14 protein-coding genes are annotated in these 18,689 nt (G+C 57.1%); 13 read left to right on the top strand and 1 reads right to left on the bottom strand.

The features are described from left to right. Positions 1 to 129: 129 nt before the first annotated feature. The 5 genes from AC0ZWN_RS20825 (at position 130) to AC0ZWN_RS20805 (ending at position 2,902) form a co-directional block, all read left to right on the top strand. Positions 130 to 720: a cysteine hydrolase family protein gene (locus tag AC0ZWN_RS20825; RefSeq protein WP_476336341.1), complete on the top strand. Its 591-nt coding sequence runs from the start codon at positions 130 to 132 to the stop codon at positions 718 to 720. Positions 721 to 850: 130 nt separating this feature from the next. After that, positions 851 to 1,171 carry a hypothetical protein gene (locus AC0ZWN_RS20820; protein ID WP_007914024.1) on the top strand — a complete coding sequence of 107 codons (321 nt, stop codon included), beginning with the start codon at positions 851 to 853 and terminating at the stop codon, positions 1,169 to 1,171. Between the two features lie 74 nt (positions 1,172 to 1,245). Continuing rightward, a complete protein-coding gene (locus AC0ZWN_RS20815; RefSeq protein WP_038366959.1) occupies positions 1,246 to 1,803 on the top strand; it encodes a Smr/MutS family protein in 558 nt (185 codons plus the stop codon). A 77-nt stretch (positions 1,804 to 1,880) separates the two neighbouring features. Beyond that, positions 1,881 to 2,426: a GTP cyclohydrolase I FolE gene (gene folE / locus AC0ZWN_RS20810; RefSeq protein ID WP_003442011.1), complete on the top strand. Its 546-nt coding sequence runs from the start codon at positions 1,881 to 1,883 to the stop codon at positions 2,424 to 2,426. 104 nt (positions 2,427 to 2,530) lie between these two features. Continuing rightward, positions 2,531 to 2,902 (top strand): glutathione S-transferase N-terminal domain-containing protein, encoded by a 372-nt coding sequence (locus tag AC0ZWN_RS20805; RefSeq protein WP_093441696.1) that lies wholly within the window; start codon positions 2,531 to 2,533, stop codon positions 2,900 to 2,902. 161 nt (positions 2,903 to 3,063) lie between these two features. Here the strand turns inward: AC0ZWN_RS20805 and AC0ZWN_RS20800 are convergent, their stop codons facing one another. After that, on the bottom strand, positions 3,064 to 4,230 hold the full coding sequence (locus AC0ZWN_RS20800; protein ID WP_476336338.1) for an aminotransferase-like domain-containing protein: 1,167 nt from the start codon (positions 4,228 to 4,230) through the stop codon (positions 3,064 to 3,066). Positions 4,231 to 4,312: 82 nt separating this feature from the next. On the opposite strand from AC0ZWN_RS20800, the gene AC0ZWN_RS20795 reads away from it, so the two are divergent. The 8 genes from AC0ZWN_RS20795 (at position 4,313) to AC0ZWN_RS20760 (ending at position 18,676) form a co-directional block, all read left to right on the top strand. Further along, positions 4,313 to 4,759, top strand: a complete 447-nt coding sequence (locus AC0ZWN_RS20795) for a MarR family winged helix-turn-helix transcriptional regulator (protein ID WP_093441687.1) — start codon at positions 4,313 to 4,315, stop codon at positions 4,757 to 4,759. 291 nt (positions 4,760 to 5,050) lie between these two features. Beyond that, the gene (locus tag AC0ZWN_RS20790) at positions 5,051 to 6,400 is read left to right on the top strand and encodes an NCS2 family permease (RefSeq protein ID WP_007914003.1); all 1,350 of its coding nucleotides are present in this window, start codon (positions 5,051 to 5,053) and stop codon (positions 6,398 to 6,400) included. 90 nt (positions 6,401 to 6,490) lie between these two features. Further along, positions 6,491 to 7,120 carry a LysE family translocator gene (locus AC0ZWN_RS20785; RefSeq protein WP_476336336.1) on the top strand — a complete coding sequence of 210 codons (630 nt, stop codon included), beginning with the start codon at positions 6,491 to 6,493 and terminating at the stop codon, positions 7,118 to 7,120. A 233-nt stretch (positions 7,121 to 7,353) separates the two neighbouring features. Next, positions 7,354 to 10,899 carry a calcium-binding protein gene (locus tag AC0ZWN_RS20780; protein WP_476336334.1) on the top strand — a complete coding sequence of 1,182 codons (3,546 nt, stop codon included), beginning with the start codon at positions 7,354 to 7,356 and terminating at the stop codon, positions 10,897 to 10,899. Positions 10,900 to 11,049: 150 nt separating this feature from the next. Next, complete coding sequence (locus AC0ZWN_RS20775; RefSeq protein ID WP_476336333.1) at positions 11,050 to 12,894, top strand: hypothetical protein; 1,845 nt, start codon at positions 11,050 to 11,052, stop codon at positions 12,892 to 12,894. A gap of 247 nt (positions 12,895 to 13,141) precedes the next feature. After that, positions 13,142 to 14,815, top strand: coding sequence for a hypothetical protein (locus tag AC0ZWN_RS20770; RefSeq protein WP_476336332.1), 1,674 nt, complete (start codon positions 13,142 to 13,144; stop codon positions 14,813 to 14,815). A gap of 80 nt (positions 14,816 to 14,895) precedes the next feature. Further along, positions 14,896 to 16,740, top strand: coding sequence for a response regulator (locus AC0ZWN_RS20765; RefSeq protein ID WP_476336331.1), 1,845 nt, complete (start codon positions 14,896 to 14,898; stop codon positions 16,738 to 16,740). A gap of 49 nt (positions 16,741 to 16,789) precedes the next feature. After that, entirely contained in the window at positions 16,790 to 18,676 is a 1,887-nt protein-coding gene (locus tag AC0ZWN_RS20760) for a hypothetical protein (RefSeq protein ID WP_476336330.1), read from the top strand. Positions 18,677 to 18,689: the final 13 nt, after the last annotated feature.

Here is an 18,689-nt window from a genome sequence, read left to right as displayed (position 1 = left end):
CTATTGAACAGAACGTGTAACTTGACAAGGCTGCAGGCCAATAACGACGGTGCCTACGATGGTAGCGATTCACAGAACCGCTCAGCCAGAGGACAATGTCGCAAAAGCCCCACCCCAAGGAGCCCCAGAATGTCCGTTCCAAAAACGATGTTTCAACTCAGCGGTCGCGGTTACGCAGCGGCCACACTGAGCCATGCCACCGTGGTCATCATCGATGCCCAGAAAGAATATCTCAGTGGCCCGCTGGCCCTGAGCGGCATGGACGCGGCCGTCGCAAACATCAAGCAAGTGGTTGCCGCAGCCCGTGCAGCCGGTCGGCCGATCGTGCACGTGCGTCACCTCGGCACCGTCGGCGGCCTGTTCGACCCGCAGGGCGAACGCGGCGAATTCATCCCTGGCCTCGAGCCACACGGCGATGAAACCATTATCGGCAAACTGCTGCCGAGCGCGTTCCACGGCACCGAATTGCTGGACCGTTTGCAAAACCTTGGCTCGCTGGACCTGATCGTCTGCGGTTTCATGAGCCACTCCAGTGTCAGCACCACCGTACGTGCGGCGAAGAATCTGGGTTTCCGCTGCACTCTGGTCGAAGACGCCTGCGCCACCCGCGACCTGCCGTTCAAGGGCCGCGTGCTCAGCGCCGCTGTGGTACAGGAAGCCGAAATGGCGATCATGGCGGACAACTTCGCCACCCTCGCGCTGACGCAAGACCTGATCTGATCGACCCTGATGAGCGGCTCACGGCGCCGCTCATCCGCAAAATCCTCTCATTTGCCGCAAATGCCATAGCCTCAGGAACAACCCGGTCAACTCCCGGTCGAAGGGCCGATACCCATTGAGGAAGGTCGGAATGAAGTTATCCGATGGATTTGACGCACGCCGCTTGCGGCCCAAAGGCCAAAGCAACTGGCGTTTTCGATTCGGCGCGGCGATTGCCGCCATTCTGGCGACGTTCGGTGTGCTGCTGGCGATGGCCGGGGCCGCCAGCCTGCTCGGGCGCCCGCCAGCGCTCGGTGATTTGAATGCCACGCCGATGGGTTCGGCGATCATTCTGGCTGTCGGCTTGCTGTTTCTGTATTTCGGCGTGGCGCTGTGGCGTCGTTGCCGGCGTCGCGCCCGGCAATCGCGGGAACTGAACATGTCCCCGCACCTGATGAAAAAACACGACTGAATCACCGGCCTGGCTTTTTGCCGGGCCGTTTTGTTTCGACTTGGGTAAACTGGCCGCCCTTCGCGGAGGCTGACATGCAAGACGACGATTTTTCCCTGTTCAAAAGTGCGATCCAAGGCGTCAAGCCGATCAAGCACGACCGCGCCGACACCGGCAAACCCAAGGCTGACCGCGCACAGATCGCCAAGCTGCGCCAGTCCGCCACCGTGCGCACCGACACCGCTACCGTGGATGGCCTGTCCGACCAGTTCGTGATCGATGTCGGCCCGGAAGACGAGTTGATGTGGTCCCGTGACGGCGTGCAGGAAAGTCAGATGCGCAAGCTCAAGGTCGGCCAGATCCCGTTCGAAGGCAGCCTCGACCTGCACGGCATGAGCGTGGAAAAGGCCCGCGAAACCCTCTGGGCCTTTCTTGCCGAAGCGACTAAATTCGAAATTCGCTGCGTACGCGTCACCCACGGCAAGGCTGTGCGCCTGGACGGCAAGCGGCCAATGATCAAAAGCCACGTCAACACCTGGTTGCGCCAGCATGCCCAAGTGCTTGGTTTCTGCTCGTGTCAGGCGAAACACGGCGGTGCCGGCGCGGTTTACGTGATGCTCAAACGCACCATGATGGAAGGCCGTGACGAATAATCCCGTTACACCGAACTTGCAGGGTTGTGTCCGCCACCGTACCCTTGCCCTTTGCGAAAATCCCCACAGGTAGTTTCATGTCCCTGGAACAGAATTACACCGCGATTCTCGGCCAATTGGGCGAGGACGTGTCCCGCGAGGGCCTGCTCGACACGCCAAAGCGTGCCGCCAAAGCCATGCAGTACCTCTGCCGCGGTTATGAACAGACGCTCGAAGAGGTCACCAACGGTGCCCTGTTCAGCTCCGACAACAGCGAAATGGTGCTGGTCAAGGACATCGAGTTGTACTCGTTGTGCGAACACCACCTGCTGCCGTTCATCGGCAAGGCGCATGTTGCGTACATCCCGAGCGGCAAAGTGCTGGGCCTGTCGAAGGTCGCGCGGATCGTCGACATGTACGCCCGTCGCCTGCAGATCCAGGAAAACCTCAGCCGCCAGATCGCCGATGCAGTGATGCAAGTCACCGGCGCGCTGGGCGTAGCCGTGGTGATCGAGGCCAAGCACATGTGCATGATGATGCGCGGTGTCGAGAAGCAGAATTCGTCGATGATCACTTCGGTGATGCTCGGTGAGTTCCGCGAAAACGCAGCGACCCGCAGCGAATTCCTCAGCCTCATCAAGTAATTCGTTGCCCGAAGAAAACCGGCATTCATCGCCGGTTTTTTTTCGTCCGTGAAAAATCGGGTAAGCTGCGCGCCTTTCTCAATTTGCACCGTGAGGCTTTAAACGTGTTCGTCAAAGCGCTTCGTGTCGGCCTCGGCCAACTGGTTATCTTCATCGACTTCATCACCCGCCCGGGCAAGAAACAGCGTCCTGCCGAAACTCAGGCCCAGGTCAATGCCGCCGCGCAAGGCCTGACCCTGTATCAGTTCCATGCCTGCCCGTTTTGCGTGAAAACCCGCCGCACGCTGCGTCGCCTGAATGTGCCGGTGGCGCTGAAGGATGCGAAGAACAACGAACAGGATCGTCAGACGCTGCTGGATCAGGGCGGCCGGATCAAGGTGCCTTGCCTGCGCATTGAAGAGAATGGCCAGACAACCTGGATGTATGAGTCCAAGGTGATTATTGATTATCTGGATAAGCGGTTTGCGGCGGTCTGATGATTATGTGGTGGGTTGATTGACGCTTTCGCAAGCAGGCTCGCTCCCACCCTTTGGAATGCATTTCCACTGTGGGAGCGAGCCTGCTCGCGAAGAGGCCCTCTCAGCTACCGCAAATCCCGGACAAAAATAAACCGGCCCTCGAGCCGGTTTATTTGTTTTCAGGCCGCGTTCTCTAGCAGCGCCTGGTGCACCACCGCCGCCAATCGCTTGAGCCCTTCATCCAGTCGTGCCGGATCGATGTGGCTGAAGTTCAAGCGCAAATGCCCAAGGTTGTTATCCGGATCCGGAAAGAACGGCTCCCCCGGCATAAACGCCACGTCATTGGCCAACGCCTCATTGAGCAACGTTCGCGTATCCAGCGGCTGCTTCAACGTCAGCCAGAAAAACAGCCCGCCCTGCGGCATGTTCCAGTCGGCCAGATCAGCAAAGTGCGTTTCCAGCGCCGCCTGGAAGGCATCGCGCCGTTGCCGATAGAAGCCGCGCAACTCGCTCAGATGCTGCTGATACTTGTCGCTGCCGATCCATTGCAGGGCCTGCCACTGACCGATGCGGTTGGTATGCAGATCTGCCGATTGCTTGAGTTTGAGCAGATGCGGGAACAGGTCCGGGCTGGCGATCAAGTAACCGACGCGTAAACCGGGCAACAAGGTTTTCGACACGGTGCCGGTGTAGATCCAGCTCGCCTTCTGCAGACGCCCGGCAATCGGCTTGGCGCTGCCGCCATCGAAAGTCAGCTCGCGGTAGGGTTCGTCCTCGATCAGGGTGACGCCGAATTCGTCGAGCAATGCCGCTACGGCTGCACGCTTGGCTTCGCTGTAACGCACGGCGGACGGATTCTGGAACGTCGGGATCAGGTAGATGAACGCTGGCCGGTGCTGTTCGAGACGACTGCGCAATTGCGCCAGATTCGGGCCGTCGGCTTCTTGCGGCACGGTCAGGCAATCGGCGCCGAACAGCTGGAAAATCTGCAATGCAGCGAGATAGGTCGGCGCCTCAAGCAGAATTTCCGTGCCCTTGTCGATGTACAGTTTGGCCGCCAGATCGAGGGTTTGCTGCGAGCCGCTGACCACCAGTACCTGACTTGCGGTGCACTCCAGGCCCAGCGCCCTCGCCTCCGCTGCCAAGGCTTCGCGCAATGCCGGTTCGCCTTCGCTCATGCCGTATTGGCCGAGCGACAGCGGCATGTCAGCCCACTCGACCTTCGGCAGCATCGCTTCGGCCGGCAAGCCACCAGCGAACGACATGACCTCCGGACGCTGGGCGGCGGCAAGGATTTCACGGATCAAAGAACTTTTAAGGCGCGCGACACGTTCGGAAAAAGCCATGGAAGTCACCGGTAGCGAGGCATGGGAAAAATGAGTCAAACTGGTTGACTGAAATTACGACAGCTTGAGCGAGTACGTCAATATGCTTGACCTTAAAAACCCCGCGAGCCAACAACAGGCGATGGAAGCGTTTTTCTTCGGCTATCAAGCCTTCACCGCCAAGGCTGATGAAATGCTCGAGCGCCGTGGGCTGTCGCGGGTACATCAGCGAATTGTGTTTTTCATCGCTCGATACCCGAATTTGAGCGTGAAGGAATTGCTGGGATTGCTTGGCGTGAGCAAGCAGGCCTTGAACATGCCGTTGCGGCAGTTACAGGAAATGCATCTGGTTGACAGTGTGGCGTCCGAGGCCGACAAGCGAAAGCGTCTGCTGGAGTTGACGGCCGAAGGCGCGAAGTTTGAACAGGCGCTGCGGCGTGAGCAGGTGAAATTACTGGAGCGAGTGTTTGCCGAGGCTGGCGAGGCGGCGGTGAATGGCTGGTTGGCGGTGAATATGGCACTGGGGAAAAGTCAGACGGCTCTCGATTGAATGGGACTGCCTCTTCGCGGGCAAGCTCGCTCCCACAGGGGAACGCATTCCAAACGTGGGAGCGAGCCTGCTCGCAAAGGGGCCAGTGCAGGCGATATATCGCTATCGACGGAACTTTCGTAAACAAAACCAAAAACAATATTTGCTTTATTTGTACACAAAAGCATAATCCACAGCGTGCGAGTTCCTGACCGCATGGTCAACAAATTCGCGTATGCCTCAAAGGGCCGCTGCCACCCCTCATGGGTCCGGCCCTGGAAATAACAATAAAACTCTTGAGGAGTACTCGCTGTGGAAAGCCGCAAATCCGAAGCATCGACGCTGGACCTCTCGCCGCCATTACGCAGTGGCCTGCTGGAACGTCTGTTTAAACTCAGCTTGCATGGCACCACGGTGAAGACCGAGCTGATTGCCGGTCTGACAACCTTCATCACCATGGCTTACATCATCTTCGTCAACCCGAACATCATGGCCGATGCCGGGATCGACCATGGTGCAGCCTTCGTCGCCACCTGTATCGCCGCCGCGCTGGGCTGCCTGTTGATGGGCCTGTACGCCAACTGGCCAGTGGGTCTGGCGCCGGGCATGGGCCTCAACGCCTTCTTCACCTACACCGTGGTCGGCACCATGGGCTACAACTGGGAAACTGCACTGGGTGCGGTGTTCGTCTCCGGTGTGCTGTTCATGATCCTGACTTTCTCGCGGATTCGCGAGTGGCTGCTGAACAGCATTCCAGTCAGCCTGCGCTTTGCGATGGGTGCCGGTGTCGGTCTGTTTCTTGGCCTGATCGGCCTGAAAACCGCGGGTATCGTCGTCGATAGCCCGGCCACACTGATCAAACTCGGCTCCCTGCGCGAACCCGGCCCACTGCTCGCGGCCATCTGCTTTCTGATGATCGCGATCCTCAGCTACCACCGAGTCTTCGGCGCAATCCTCATCAGCATCATCACCGTGACCCTGGCCGGTTGGGGCCTGGGCATCGTGCACTACGAAGGGATCATGTCGACCCCGCCAAGTCTGGCTCCGACCTTCATGGCCATGAACGTCGCCGGCGTGTTTAACGTCAGCATGATCAGCGTGGTACTGGCCTTTCTCTTTGTGCACATGTTCGACACCGCCGGCACGCTGATGGGCGTCGCCCAGCGCGCCAATCTGGTGAATGCTGACGGCCGTATCGAAAACCTCTCCCGCGCGATGAAAGCCGACAGTGCGTCCAGCGTGTTCGGTGCCGTGGTCGGTGTTCCGCCAGTCACCAGTTACGTAGAAAGTGCCGCTGGCGTAGCCGCTGGTGGTCGGACTGGTCTTACCGCAGTCACCGTAGGTGTGCTATTTATAGCGGCGATGTTCTTCGCACCGCTGGCCGGCATGATTCCCGCTTACGCCACCGCCGGTGCACTGATCTATGTGGCGATGCTGATGATGGGCGGCATGGCCCACATCGAATGGGACGAAGCCACTGACGCCATCCCGGCCATCGTCACCGCGATCATGATGCCACTGACCTTTTCGGTCGCCGACGGCATCGCGCTGGGCTTCATCACCTACGTGGCGTTGAAGGCCGGTACCGGCAAGTACAAGGAAATTTCCGTGAGCCTGTGGGTGCTCTGCGCGATCTTCATCGCCAAGTTCATCTTCTTGTAAGCGTCACGCGGTTCAAGCTTCAACACAGCCTCACCCAATCGGGTGGGGCTTTTGCACATTCTTGAGTACAACAAAAAAAGGAGGAAAGTGATGACTCTGGAAACCTGGCTGCTGTTCAGCGGCGCTGCATTGGTGGTGATCCTGATTCCGGGGCCACTGTCGTTGTTGATGATCAGCAACAGTCTGAATTATGGGTTGCGCCGTTCTTATCCGGCATTTCTCGGTGGCGTATTCGCCTCTATCTGCCTGCTCAGTGCTTCGGCGTTGGGGCTGGGTGCCTTGTTGCTGGCATCGGAGCAACTGTTCAGCGCCCTGAAAATCGTCGGCGGACTCTATCTGTTCTATCTGGCCTGGCAGAGCTGGCAGCAATCGCGCCAGCCATCGGTCGGCGCCGTCGTGCCACAAGCTGCCGCCGTTCCACGGTTTCGCGCGTTGTTCGGGCGCGCCTTTGTACTGGGCGCCAGCAACCCGAAAGACATCCTGTTCTTCGCCGCTTTCCTGCCGCAATTCCTCAGCGCCGAACAGCCCTTCCTGCCGCAGTTGCTGGTGATGATCGCCACCTGGACTCTGCTGGATCTGCTGTGCAAGCTGGCCTACGGACTCGGAGCCCACGGCGCAGCGCGTTACTTGCGCAGTGGCAAAGGACAGAGCTGGTTCAACCGGATCAGTGCCGGCTTGTTCGGAGGCGCCGGCGCGGCATCGTTGCTCAGCAGTCACTGAGACATTTGGATCACAAACTTTTTATTTACTGTAGCCATCCCTGACTTGAAAAACTCAAGTCAGGGATGGCATTCGCAGCGACCGCTCGTGTTGCTCGCGACATCTCCCCGCCGCCACAACTGCATCCCTCAAGCGCAATACACAGCAACAACCCGTTGATGTACATCGTTCAAAAGGCGACCGTACTATCACGACTCAAATAAATAAAAACCCGCCAGAACAAGGAAGTTCACATGGCCACCCTGATACGTAAAGCGTCATTGGAAACTGCAGAAATCACCGACGCCGTCGTCATCGCCGACATGCGTTTCGAGAGCAATGAACATCATCTTTCGACCATTGACTTCAAACCCGAAACTGATGAAACAACCAGCATCAAAGTAAAAAGCAAAGTCGATCAATTGAAAATAGTCGACTCCGTATTCGGCCCGCTGCAAATCGGCAATATTTCAATAACACGAGTGTCACTTGATGCCTTGGGCGCAACGTTTGACGGCCAGCCACTGAGCGGCAAAAGCACCTTTTTCCGGGTACCCAAGCGATCTTTCATCAACGCGTTGCAGTTCAGTGCTGTCGACATTGAACACCATATGAAATCGTCAAAAGGCAAGGACAGTTATTTGTTGACGACACTGCTTTTCGAAATGGCCAGCGAACGCCCACTGACGGCCCCTCATCTGATAAGAGAAAGTTCGCAAGTCTCTACAGACGAAGGTAACTACCGTAGCAAATTGGTAAAACTACTGGATTCTGCACAGAAACTGGATCTGTATCACGCAAACCTGCCCAAACATAATCCTCGCTGGGTGTCCCTGGCGAAAAGTTACGCCGCGCTCGGTTCGAGTGTCGGCATCCAGGCTTTCGGCATATTCATGGGTTTACGCGGTGTGGTGGATGCTATCAAAGCAAACAACACCACCGAAGTCGCCATCAACAGCTTGGGTATTGGTACTGAAGTGGGTTCCATCGTTGTTGACATCGCCGTCAGCAAAATTGCGTCGAATATGCTCTCGGCCGGGCAAGGCGCCCTGATGGATTTTGCCAAAACCCGGTTTGCCCTGAGGCTGGGTCGCTCCGGCGGTTTGATCGGCGGCGCACTGACATTGCCGTTCGATATCTTCACCGCTGTCAGATCGATCAATGCCGCTGAAAATGCCGTCGGAAAAGAAGCCATGGACCATTACGTGAGCGCTGGATTGAGTATTACCAGCGCGGCCATGACGGTCATCCTCGGTGCGGCAGCGTTGGCAGGCTTTTCATTTGCAGGCCCGGTCGGGCTTGCAGCTGGAGCAATCCTGGCCATCGGATCGCAAATTTATGGCGCGGTACGCGTGGTCGACGACATTGATGACTACATCGAACTGACGCTGGACGAGCGCTGGCGCACAGGCTGGTTTTCGTTCTGCATGATGGACCCTGACCAGGCCGTGCAAAACCGCTATCTGCTGGCAAAAACCAGGCTCCAACACGCGAAACAATTGAAAGAAACAGCCAGAAAACTGTTGGATGGGCAACTAAAGGACACAACCGAAGCCATCGTTAATGGCAAGTTTGAAGTCCACCTCAAACCCTCCCGAGTGCGCAAGCGTAACTGGTGGACCAAACGAGACAGTTGGGAAACGATCCAGGTTCCCGAGATCAAGGGAGGCGATGACATCATTGACGCCCGCAACGGGGTTTCCAAGGATACGCCTGGTGCAGAGTTGGGTACGGTTGGCGAAAACAAGGGCATTCTCTGGTTCATCAGCGAGGGCCAGGACTCAATCAAGGGCGTTGAAAACAAACCCAACAGCTTTCACTACCGATCGGGAAAAAAACAGCTGACCGGGGGTGAGAAAGATGACCGCTTCGTGTTCGAGGGTGCAGGGGATCTGCTTGTACAGGATGCCCAGATTTCTGAGTATTCAACATTGAAAGGCGGCGCAGGCAACGACACGCTTGTTCTGGCTGGAAGCAATTACACCCGCCGCACCGATAGAAAAGGCTATGACGTCGATCTGCTGGCCCAAACCCTGCAGGTAATCGCAACCGATCCGTCTGCCGAAGAGGGTGAAAAATATACTCTCCACAGCCTTCTGGAAAGTATCGAGAATGTTGAAACGGTCAGCGGGGCCATCAGTGTTGTGACCGGTTCGGATAAACGCAACATCATTAATTCGCGCGGCCAGGACACCATCAATGCGGGGCCCGGAAATGATCAAATCCATCTGACGTATCCCGGAGCAAAAGCCTCCGGTGAGGCTGGCATTGACGAATACATCATTGACCACAAACCAGGCCGTATTGCCATCATCGAAGACGGCACAGAAGAAAGTATTGTTCTGCTCAACTGGAAATACGAACTGATCGAAAGCTGGGCAATCGAGAATGGCGCGCTGATCATCAGTTCCCGGTTCGCATTTGCGGACGACCCGAAAAGTGTCGTGATCATTCAAGGCCTGTATAAGAAAGACGCAAACAACTTCGTATTGCAGAATAATAAATTCACGTTCATGACCGGCGACGGCTACTCGTTAAAACTGCCTGACGCCCCCGACCTGCCCGACAGCATCGAAAATGGCCACAACTTCGAAATCGAAGTCGTCGTTGTAAAAAAAGGAACACCCGAAAGACCGCTTATCCTCCACGCTCCCGAGTGCCTGATCGATCATCAGCGTGATGCGAGTTACTACCTGCCAAGGTCCAGGAAAAACACGACACTCCGGTTGGTGAAACGTGCTGAAGCGGTGGTTCGTCTGCATCTTGATTACGACATCAGCGAACTGACACAGGTTGAAGCGCACTTTACCTCGGGAGAGAAGAAGTCAAATGGAGAACTTTTTGCGGGATGCGACCTGATTTATCACTTCGGCCAAAACACACTGAAATTTGGCTTGTTCGCCTATGCGGAAGGTGGATTTGACCCCAGAAACATGATCAGGATCTTGCGAACCATGGCCGCACGTCCCAACTACCGGGTTGTGCTCATTTTTAAAGGTGGCGTCACGGTCAATTTGCAGCTGACACCGGAAACCGATGTTTGCCCCCTTGAAAGCCATAATCCGAATGATTTTGATACTTGGACGACGCAGCTCTCACTACCACTGCCACGGCGCACAGATCAGACGCCTTTTGAGTTACCTGAAACCAAACCCTTCAAATTCGACAGGGCGGGATGCGGTTCGCTTTTTTCCTACCCCGAGCAAACTTCGATCCAGAATCTTGAAGGTACTGGTTCCACCTACCTGATTCATCTGGTTGCCGATATAGCGATCAGATTGTCTACCCCGGGAGCACTCGCGAACGCCCCTGCCAGACTGCCTTACTCTTCCACCTGGGACCTCGACGCGACGAAACTCGGCAAGGTCGAGATCAGGCTGGAAAATAACCAGCTGCACATCGGCACCTGCATTATTCATTTGCCCGAGTACGAAAGCGAAGACCTGATCGATCAGGTCCGTGTCATTACCGAGAAAGGGGTTGTCCATACCGTCGATCTTTCTTTCGACAGGGTTTACCTGGATGGTCTGGATGCCCGCTTCTTTGAAGACCCCGACCCGGCAAAAGACTTGCCCGAGGCCCTTGCAGCAATGGCCAATCAAGAGATCAAAGTGAGAAACATCGTGCTCGCCGACAATCGTCCCGAGGCACTGAGCTACAACTTTCCCGCACACGGCTGGATCCTGCGCAGAGACAAATCTCGCGTTGAATACTCAGCACTGCAAGTGGTCAATCGGTGCAGCCATCAAGACCTCACCCTCTTTGCACAGCCGCCGTTGATGACTGTTCCCCCTGCTTGACGCGCCACACACCCGTCAAAAACCGATAACCGCGTGCGCACTCCGAAGTGCAGTAACCGAACATCTCCACAGGGATGCGGACGAGTGCGCCTGAAAAATGCGCTGAGGCACTTACGTGCCCGCGCATCATCACTCAACGAGTAACTTCACATGGCCAAACCACCCAAAAAAGTTCCTGTGACAGTGGCAGCAGATACCCCTGTTACAACCAGACCTGCACAGCCAGGCTCGGGGACTCGCGTCACTGCAAACCTGCCTGCCCCAGCGCTGCCAGGCGTCGACTCGACCACGGGACCTCCCGGTATCGCCACCACTCGCCCGCCCGCCGTCATCGTCAGTGATATGCCCGATACCTACCGTGCCGCCCGCAGTGCAATCGCCTGGCCACAGGATCGATTGCACGAGCTGATACCAAGCGGAGAAAACACGGGGCTGTTCACCGGCCCGGATCAACGAACCTACGCGCAAATCGGCAACGAAGGCCGGTTTGTCGTCGAACGGGATCTGCAAGGCAACTATTACGTTCCGCTGACCTTTGCACCGGGTGTTCCCGGCCCGGTACTGACCAGGATTGAGGGCCAGGCCAGCTGGCACATCCAGCGCCCCGGCTGGCAATCAACACCGTCTCGCCCCGACACCCCTGCCACGCCACCGTCCCTCACCTACCTTGCGCCTGATGACGCAAAAACGCTGACCAGAGCAGAACTCTCAACGGGGGGACTCCGATACAACAAACTCAAACATACCTTCGTCGATACCGCAGACGGCACAGTCATGGTTCGGAAAAACCAGCAAGGTGAATATCAACTGACCTCGGCAACAAGCAGAGACTTGCCCGGTGTATTTTTTCAACAGATTCCCGGAACGGTGCTCTGGCGCCGCAAGCATCCGCACTTGCCAACCCCCGACCATCCCGCTGCAGGCAGGTCGCGGCCAATGGCCGAAGCAGACGAACCGCAACCCGGCCCAAGCAAACGCGCGCGGGTCAACGTCCCCGAACAACCACTAGCACCAATAACCTTCGGTACCAGCGCTCCAGCCGAGCAAACACCGTTTTTCTGGCTACCCTGGGGCTATCTGAACAAACCAGCGCAGGTGGAGTCGGTGCAGCTCGGCTGGTTTCATTATCCGGTGGTGCCGAAGGGTTCCACCCCTAACCCCAAAGTCTTCTTTGTGCAACATCCTGACTTTGTGCCAACACACTTCGATGCGTTTGAACAAATGCTCCGTACGGCGCCCTCGATGCAGCCTGTTGCAACATTTCGCATCGGTAACGATCCGGGAGAAATACACCCTGGAAAACGTTTCTTCGATGAACCGATCTCGCAGTCGGTAGCCAAGACATTCCCTGATTTCTCTGATGACACGGCACGGGCCGTCGCCAGAAGGCTGTTCGAACTCGCGGACAACACACCGATGATTACCGGCACCGGGCTGGTCAACATTCAGGCAGTCCTGCATCAGTGGAAACAACGGCCATTTCCCACCGCACCTGCGTATGCCGACCCGCTGAACATGCTAGCAGTGGCACCTTCCACCGATTTTCGCGGTAAAAAACTCATCCGTATGCCTTCCCAGGTCGACGGCGAACTGCAACGACTCAGCTTCGATCCCAAGCATTTTCCCGTCGAGTGGAACCACTACAAAACCTACCCGACCGATCTGAACCTCAGACGCCTGCTTGGCGCCCTGTTGGTTCGCAGCGGCTATGACATATTTCCCCTGACATACGAACACCGCATGCCAACGCTGGTATTCAGACGCGGAACCAGTGAGCGGATTTATTTCATGAAACTGGGTGTGGTGGATCATGTCGGCCTGTCCCACACCCCGGGCAATGAACTGGCAGAACCCAGCCTGCCGGCCAGGATAGGCAACGAGGCGTTTCACGCCCTGGCCACCGCGACCATGGAAAACAAAGTGGTCTGGCTCATCGGGGGCGTATTGAAGGTTGAGTCGACTCCGGACTCGGTGTTCGTGCTCAGGGAGCGCTGAGATCCCGCTACGACTCGCACCGGCCCTGCCGGCGCGAGTCGGCATGACTTTCGAACGCCTCGAAACACCCTGCAGCAATTGCCCTCATCGCCATACATATATACCGCACGCCGTGGCGAGTTTTTGCCGAACATCACGCCTTTGAAGCCAATGGGTCGGGCAAACACGATGCCGCGCAATTGCACATCGAATCCGCTTCCCGAATATCCGGCCGCATCACTGATCAGCGATTCATCGGAGCAAGTCCATGGCAAAACCACCCAGGAAAATTCCTCGCACGGCGTCACCGGAGGCGTCTGGCCGAGCAACCAATCCTTTACCTGTTCCACTGGCAGCACTTCCCGGTGAACCGGGTCATTCCACTCCCCACACCGAAGCCACTTCATCACACGCATTGCCAGAAGCGCCCGCCGACCGCCCCAGCGTCATCGTCGGTCGTCCGTTCACCCGGCATCGCCAATTGAGCGAAGCGCGAACCTCTGATTGGGTGAGGCAGCAATCCATCGAAACCGGACCGTCTGCGCTGGCCGGTGCTTCCAGCAGCGAAAGGCCAGCGCATCCGGTCTATATCGACCCCGAATCGGCCACCCGACTGAAGCTGCAACCAGGCACTGAAGAAGGGTTTCGCTACGACAAACGCAAGAAATCCTACGTCGAAATGCTCGGCGGCATGGTCATGGTGAGCAAAACTGCAGAAGGCTGGCGACAGACACATGCCGGGGAATCAACCCCGACGGGACAAAGAGTGGAACAGATTCCGGGGACAAAACTCTGGCGTGAAATCGACACGCCGCAGCAAGGCGACCCAGCCGCAATCAATCCACTGTCCACCGAAATGCCCGATGCCGTACCCGGCCCGAGCAAGCGCCAACGCCTGGACGAACAGAGCCATGTTGCGACCGGTGCCAGCACGCTGGTCGAACATCTGTTAGCTCAGCCGGGCGTCGCCCTGGATCTTTCCGCCGGTCAGTGGAGAAACTGGGGGAAGTCCACAAAACCCGATTCAGGCGAGTCGATAGAGATCGACGGGCAACACTTTCGGATCGTCACGCAAGGTGTCAGTGCCGATACCGAACTGGTCTATTTGCAACACCCGGGATTTGCACCGGACCGCTATGACGCGTTCGAAAACATGCTGCGTCACGAGCCTTCGCGCCAACCGAAATGGGCACTGAAACGCGAAGGCCAATGGAAGGTTCTGGACAACGCTCCACCGTTCGAAATGTCCGCCACTCAATATGTTTCCGCCGCCTGCAACTATCTGTCCGAGCAGGCGACCAGCAACCTCGCGCGGGCGGTATTCGATCGGCTTTCACTGCCTCAGGGCATCAACGCCCATGGACTTTCGGCGATGGCGCTGACCTTCCGCCACTGGCTGGACAGGGTGAATCACGAGCCCCCGCTACACGGACTGGCGGACCCTTTGATGATGCTGCCAAAACTGCCGACATCGCCCGGCCATCTGGCAGGCGGCCGCTTGCTCACACTGCCTGCGCACAACTCAGCCGTATTACAGCGCCTGGATTTCGACCCACAACGGTTTCCTCAGGAGTGGGCCTCCTATGCAGCAGCGCCGACGCCAGGAAACCTGCGCGGATTGATGGCGACCATCCTGCAACACAACGGCTACAGCATTAATCCGACCACGCACCGACTCAGTGAAGGTGCATTGATTTTTTACCGCCCAGGCGTTGCCGCTCTATTCGTGTTGAAGCTGCCACCCATCGCTGGCAATCAGGTTACTCGCACCACACCCGCAGGTACCGAACTCATCGACCCCGCCTATCTGACGAGGCTCAGCGTGTCGCAAAAACAGATGCTGGAGAGCCACTTGGCTCACACCGAAGCCATCCATCTGGTGGGGGGTATACAACCCATATCCGCTGATTACCCGACGCTGTTCATTGTGAGAGAGGGCTGAGCCGCTGCTGAACGCCTGAACGGTACGCCCGCAAGTCCGGACACCTGCACACCCACAATCCAAATCAAGAGATTCAGTTAATGGTCAAACCACCAAAGCGTGTGGCCGGTGTTATTGCGCCTGACACACATCCAAATGCCGCTGGCATTGTCCCCAGAATCCCCGGCGAAACCACGCAATCCTCTGCAGACCTGCCGAGCAATTCCGGGCGTCAACAGCCAGTGCAGGTCCACGAGGCATCTGCCGTCTACCCCGTGTCGGTAGCGGCCGCTCTGCGCGCCATCAGTTGGCCTGCCGATCAAGTGCACCTGCTACAACGGCTGGATCCCGACAGCGGATTGTTCACCAGCCCGGAGGGAAAACTGTACGCCCATGTTGAAAATGCGGGGCATCTGCTGGTCGAAATCCATCACGATGGCCGCTTCCGGATTCCCTTCAACTTCACTCCGCATCTGGCGGGTCCTTTCCTGATCAAAACCGAGCGCCAGCCAGTCTGGACCTTCGAACGACCCAGTTGGCTGGCGCACAACCCAGACAATGACGGGCCAGCTGCAGCCGCTGAACGTAACCCCGGGGAACAGCCGATCTACCTCGCCCCCGATGCCGCCGCCCTGCTCTCCCCCCGCCTGCAAACACCGGACGGCGTTCGCTACGACAAGCACCGAAAAACCTATATCGATACCGCAGAAGGAACCGTCATGGTGCGTAAAAACGCCAACGGTCACTTTCAGCAGACCTCCGCGACGGCGCGCGAAGTATCCGCTCTATTGTTCGAACAGATTCCCGGGACGCGACTGTGGCGCCGCAAGACCGGGCCAACCGATTTGCCTGCACAACGCCCGCCGCAGGACAAACGCAAAACCTCGACCGAGACGTCGGACCCCATGGCCGGCCCCAGCAAACGCCCGCATCAGGAAGAAGGGACAGACGCCACCCGGGCGCTGACCGAAAGCCTGCTCTCGGACAACCCTGACGCGATCAACTTGAGTTTCGGTTTATGGCGAAACTGGGGACACCGTGTCCGACCAGCGTTGGGTCAGCATATCGAGATCGACGGGCAGTATTACCGGGTGATGCAACAAGACCTGAATGCCAACCCGCGACTGGTCTACCTGCAGCATCCGTTGTTCTCGCCCGCCCTGTATGACGCTTTCGAATACATGCTGCGGGACAACCCGTCGCTGCAGCCCAAGTGGGCGGTTAAACAAAACCACCAATGGACGGTCCTCGACAGTGTCGTGCCCTTCGAGATGCCGATCACCCGGTACATCGCCAGAACCTTCAAATACTTGTCGGATCAATCCGTCAATTCACTCGCCCGGGCCATGTTCAATCAGGCGAACCGATCGGAAATCATCATTGCCCCTGGTCTGGCGCTGATGAACCAGGTGTTTGGTTACTGGGCCAACAGGGATCGGCGCAGAGCACCGAGTCGAGAGCTGGCCGACCCGCTCCTCATGTTGCGCCCTCTGTCCGGACCGGAACCCACCCTGGCGATTCCTGCTTCGCTGGGTGAAGGCCTGATGCGCCTGGATTTTGATCCCGGGCGCTTCTCTCGCCACTGGAACGAGTACGCCACGACGCCCACTGCGGCCAATCTGCGCAGGCTGTTCAGGCAGATTCTGGAGGATGACGGTTACGTGGTGAGCAACCCGACAAACACGCTTGCGGAAAACGAATTGTTGTTTCACCGCGAGAAAATCGATCACGTGTTCGTACTGAAACTGCCACCTGTTAACGACGGGCGCTTGCAGCGATTTCAGCCTGAGCGTTTTGAGAACAATGAAGTCGTGCTGCAAACATCCAGCAGCGAACCAAAGCCTTTGTCGACTTACCGCACAGAAAAAAAGATCAGCTACCTGCTCGGCGGCACCCAAACAGATGTTCTGGGGCAGACAACGCTGTTCATTTTCAAAGACCAATAACCGCGCAGGACTGTCAGCCAAAAAACATGAACAGCTTAGAGACACTTCAATGACCAAACCCACAAAGACTACAGTCCGCCCTGCTTCGCCCGACACCTCGGCGATCAACAGATCTGCCGCTGGCAATGGCAGCCTCAAAAACACTCAGGGTTCTGACATTTTTGCGCCAGGTACGAAACAACTGCCCGACACTTCCACTGCCGGTACGTCTGGCAGTGAAATGGCAGGCGCCCCACGCGTGGTGGTGAGTTACATAACGGATCCGCTGCTCACCGAAACCAATGCCAGACTGGCCGAGATATCCCTGCCGGTATTACAAGCCGCTCTTCTACAGCCGCACAAATCCGTCGACGGGTTATTCGTGGCCCCGGGCGGCCAGATTTACGCGCTCCTGGAAGACGGCCGGCATTACCGGGTTGAACTCAACACCGCCGGTCACTACCAGATTCCCTGGCCCGCGGCTCCGGGCGTGACACCGCCCATTCTGAAAAAAATCCACGGCCAGTCACGTTGGCGCATCGAGGCACAGTGGTACGCGGCTCACTCCAGACAGAGGAGTCTGTCTGCGCAGCCACGGACTGCCGAACCACTACAAGCGATCATCCTCGTCGACCCGCACCTGGCGACCCTTCTGCCTGCAGCGCGGGAGTCCCTGGACGGTATTCGCAAAGGGCCGCGTGGGAAAACCTATGTCGATATCGCCGAAGGAACCGTCCTGGTTCGCAGGAACGAACAAGGCGAATACAAACTGGCTTCAGCAACAACGATCAATGTGCCGGATATAGCGTTCGAGCAGATTCCCGGGCAATTCGTCTGGCGCCGTAAATTGCAGACGACTACAGATACACAACAAGCTCCACAAGCAGGCAGTTCCCGTGCCCTGCCCCGGTCAGAAAAGCCCGGCCCGAGCCCAAGTAAACGCCCTCGACTGCCAGAAGACAGTGATCCTCTCAATCCCTTCGTACTCATGGGCATCAGTGAATTATGGAAAGGCTGGGGAACCACGACGAAACCGTCAGCCGGCGACTCCATCGAAATCGGCGGCAAGCACTTTGCGATACTTGACCAGCCGAGCCACGCCATTGACGCCTTTGCCTTCATCAAGCCGCCACAGTTTTCTGCTACTCGTTTCGATGCTTTCGAACAGTTGCTGCTGAGCAATCCTGAGTTGCAACCCAGGGCGGCGGTGAAGTGGGAGGGCAATACGGGGCATGGCAGTCAGGCATGGAGAATCGTGGAGAGTCGGCCATTTGAGAAAAGCCTGACTCAATATGTCAGCGATCAGTTCCCCTATCTTTCCGATCACTCTGCAAGTAAAGCCGCACGGGAGATGTTCAATCGAGCCAATCACTCCGAGAAAATAACAGGGTCCGGGATCAGTGCATTGTTCGAGACGTTCAAGTACTGGGAAAATCGCTCTATTTTCACGGGCGATAACAGAGTCGCTCGTCAAGACTTGAGCGACCCGCTGATGCTCCTCTCGCCGCTTGCGACTGACGTAAATGGCTACATGCGTATGCCGCTACCTTCCGCTGAAGGTCTGCGAAGAATCGACTTCAACCCGAAACTGTTCTCCGGCTCGCAACACCAAAGGGGTCGCCGAACAACGCGAACACTGTTCAAAGATCTTCTTAGCGCACACGGCTACTCCATTGCCCATGATTTCGGCGCCAACCAGGGGAATGCCTTATTGATCAAGCGAACGGGGGTTGATCCTGTTTTCATCCTGTTCATGGACAGGATTCAAAACAACACTGTTTTTCTCCCTGATCCAGTTGCCTGGCTGAAGAAAAGAGTCTTTGTCGACAACATGGACGTACAGGTCAAAGACGAGTTGATGGTGCATTTGCACACCAACAGAATCGTTTTTTTGCTGGGCACCAACGAGCCTCTCCCCACTCACGAACATAACCTTATTGTCACCCGACACAGCTGAATGAGCTCCGGAG

The organism is Pseudomonas sp. 3B-A001-10F (genome assembly GCF_056313565.1).
Note: the sequence above shows the minus strand (reverse complement) of the source record. Positions and strands in the feature narration are given on the sequence as shown.

Bases quoted from the DNA above. Each gene is read 5' to 3' on its own strand.
- folE (WP_003442011.1), top strand. From the start codon at position 1,881: ATGTCCCTGGAACAGAATTACACCGCGATTCTCGGCCAATTGGGCGAG.
- AC0ZWN_RS20770 (WP_476336332.1), top strand. From the start codon at position 13,142: ATGGCAAAACCACCCAGGAAAATTCCTCGCACGGCGTCACCGGAGGCG.
- AC0ZWN_RS20760 (WP_476336330.1), top strand. From the start codon at position 16,790: ATGACCAAACCCACAAAGACTACAGTCCGCCCTGCTTCGCCCGACACC.
- AC0ZWN_RS20775 (WP_476336333.1), top strand. From the start codon at position 11,050: ATGGCCAAACCACCCAAAAAAGTTCCTGTGACAGTGGCAGCAGATACC.
- AC0ZWN_RS20815 (WP_038366959.1), top strand. From the start codon at position 1,246: ATGCAAGACGACGATTTTTCCCTGTTCAAAAGTGCGATCCAAGGCGTC.
- AC0ZWN_RS20780 (WP_476336334.1), top strand. From the start codon at position 7,354: ATGGCCACCCTGATACGTAAAGCGTCATTGGAAACTGCAGAAATCACC.
- AC0ZWN_RS20795 (WP_093441687.1), top strand. From the start codon at position 4,313: ATGCTTGACCTTAAAAACCCCGCGAGCCAACAACAGGCGATGGAAGCG.
- AC0ZWN_RS20820 (WP_007914024.1), top strand. From the start codon at position 851: ATGAAGTTATCCGATGGATTTGACGCACGCCGCTTGCGGCCCAAAGGC.
- AC0ZWN_RS20785 (WP_476336336.1), top strand. From the start codon at position 6,491: ATGACTCTGGAAACCTGGCTGCTGTTCAGCGGCGCTGCATTGGTGGTG.
- AC0ZWN_RS20825 (WP_476336341.1), top strand. From the start codon at position 130: ATGTCCGTTCCAAAAACGATGTTTCAACTCAGCGGTCGCGGTTACGCA.
- AC0ZWN_RS20765 (WP_476336331.1), top strand. From the start codon at position 14,896: ATGGTCAAACCACCAAAGCGTGTGGCCGGTGTTATTGCGCCTGACACA.
- AC0ZWN_RS20800 (WP_476336338.1), bottom strand. From the start codon at position 4,230: ATGGCTTTTTCCGAACGTGTCGCGCGCCTTAAAAGTTCTTTGATCCGT.